This window comes from Okeania sp. SIO2B9 (assembly GCF_010672505.1).
Lineage (GTDB): Bacteria > Cyanobacteriota > Cyanobacteriia > Cyanobacteriales > Microcoleaceae > Okeania > Okeania hirsuta.
The window spans coordinates 1-1,996 of the sequence record NZ_JAAHGK010001356.1 but is presented as its reverse complement, the minus strand read 5'-3'; the positions used below and the strand labels follow the sequence as shown (position 1 = coordinate 1,996).

At 39.8% G+C, this 1,996-nt stretch carries 3 protein-coding genes; 2 read left to right on the top strand and 1 reads right to left on the bottom strand.

The annotated features are described in order from the left end of the window. Positions 1-611: tRNA guanosine transglycosylase (locus F6K13_RS30705; RefSeq protein WP_287289507.1), on the top strand; the 611-nt coding region annotated here is incomplete at its 5' end. 162 nt (positions 612-773) lie between these two features. On the opposite strand, the gene F6K13_RS30700 is transcribed toward F6K13_RS30705, so the two are convergent. Next, complete coding sequence (locus F6K13_RS30700; RefSeq protein ID WP_275670290.1) at positions 774-902, bottom strand: hypothetical protein; 129 nt, start codon at positions 900-902, stop codon at positions 774-776. Between the two features lie 298 nt (positions 903-1,200). Between F6K13_RS30700 and F6K13_RS30695 the strand changes: the two genes are divergently transcribed. Next, a complete protein-coding gene (locus tag F6K13_RS30695; RefSeq protein WP_124143510.1) occupies positions 1,201-1,977 on the top strand; it encodes an NAD-dependent epimerase/dehydratase family protein in 777 nt (258 codons plus the stop codon). Positions 1,978-1,996: the final 19 nt, after the last annotated feature.

Genomic DNA, 1,996 nt, shown 5'->3' with positions numbered 1-1,996 from the left:
TAACAAATCGTACTTATCGATGGTTGAAGCGTTGTGTTGAGGCTCATCAGCGTCAGGATCAGGCTTTGTTTGGTATTGTTCAAGGTGGTGTTTATCCCGATCTGCGTTCTGTAGCAGCAAGGCAGTTGGTAGATTTGGATTTACCGGGTTATGCTATTGGTGGAGTGAGTGTGGGAGAGCCTGGTGAGCTAATAGATGATATAGTTAAAGTAACAGCTCCTTTATTACCAGAAGATAAACCTCGTTATTTGATGGGAGTTGGCACTTATCGAGAAATGGTAAGAGCGATCGCTTCTGGCATAGATTTATTTGATTGTGTAATTCCGACTCGTTTAGGACGACATGGGGTGGCTTTGGTTAGAGGGGAGAGGTGGAATTTGAAAAATGCTAAGTTTCGAGAAGACTATACCCCTCTTGATGAATCTTGCCCTTGTTATTGTTGTCAAAATTTTAGTCGAGCTTATCTAGCTCATTTGGTAAGAGCGAAGGAGTCTTTAGGTTATACTCTATTGTCTCTTCATAATGTCACAGAATTAATTCGCTTTACTCAGCGGATTCGAGATGCTATTTTGGGCGATCGCTTTACTACGGAGTTTGCTGGTTGGCTTTGAAAAACAATTAATAATTAATAATTAATAATTAATTATTATTAGGGTTTGCTGAAAAAGTCTGATACTCAGGGGAGGGGAAAGGTACTAGCATTTTGAGACGACAAAGATCTACAAATCTTGCACTTTTTCAGAATAAAAAAACCTGGAGACCCTTAGTAGTTCTCAATAATAGAGAAAAATAGGATGTTGAAGCGCGATCGCGTAACGTACCCAAACCATCAAAAATAAAAGATGTCTAAATAGGGCTTGCTGATTAAATCTAAAAGTATTGACAGATAAAGGTTTTAGCATTTTTTTGTCTAAAAAAGTGCCAGCTTTTCAGCGGAAAAAGCTCAAAAAGCTAGTATTTTGGGATGATGGTGGCAGAAAAATCATTCTTACAAAACGCCCGCTCCTACCTCTTCGCTCATTCCCCGTTCCTCCTGTCTCCTACCCCTACTAAAAGACTTTTTCAGCAAACCCTAAATATTGATATTTTAACATATTTTTTGTATAATCTACTGGTTTTAGTTTTCCTACGGAATGCTACGAAACATCCCGACATTCCGTTACCGGAGAGCGCAAGTCCTCAAGTTAACGATCAAATTAAATGAAAACTGTTGTAATTACTGGAATTTCAGGCACTTTGGGTAGTGCGATGGGTAAAGTTTATAAGTCACGGGGATGGCGGGTTGTTGGTGTGACTCGTCAACCTAGTTTAGAGGGAGATTTTTTTGATGAGTTGTTTGTTTCTCCCCAGAAAACTATTGAGGATGCCAGAAAACTATTTGAGTATGACCCGGATGTGGTGATTTTGAATGCTGGTCAAATTGAGACGGAAGTAGGAGAGGGTGGAATTCCCATAGTTGAGTTGGTAGAGTCGATGAATCGGGTGAATTATACTTGGCCTGCGGTTGTAGGTGCTGAAGCAGCTAAGTTACCCCGGAGTAGACCTTTGGATGTGATTGCTATTGGGTCAATTGCTGATGGAAGTCCTTCTTGTTTCGGACCTGTTTATCATTCTGGCAAAATTGCCTTGCATTATTACTGGTCTGGTGTTGGGCCAATTGTTTATCATTCCAGTAAAAATATGATTCGCCTGCGGTTGTATCGCCCTGGTGCTATTTCTGGTAAGTTTGCTTGGGCACCAGTGAATCGTTTGAATGATAAAGCTTATAAGATTCGAGCTAATCGAGTTAATTCTGCTCCCTCTGGGGATAAGGTGGCTGAGAAAATTGTGAATTGGATTGAGAATAGTAAGGAATGGGTGGGAACTTATGATGAACCTTTGGGATTTAAGATTTTTAAGTATTTGTTTGCTTTATTCCCCAACTTTTTCTACAGATTACAATTGTATGGTTGGCCTAAAGGGAGTAAGTTTGTTTGATTATTAGGCGTTGCAAAAA

Excerpts from the sequence above, each read along its gene's own strand:
- F6K13_RS30700 (WP_275670290.1), bottom strand. The coding sequence starts at position 902 with ATGCTAAAACCTTTATCTGTCAATACTTTTAGATTTAATCAGCAAGCC.
- F6K13_RS30695 (WP_124143510.1), top strand. The coding sequence starts at position 1,201 with ATGAAAACTGTTGTAATTACTGGAATTTCAGGCACTTTGGGTAGTGCG.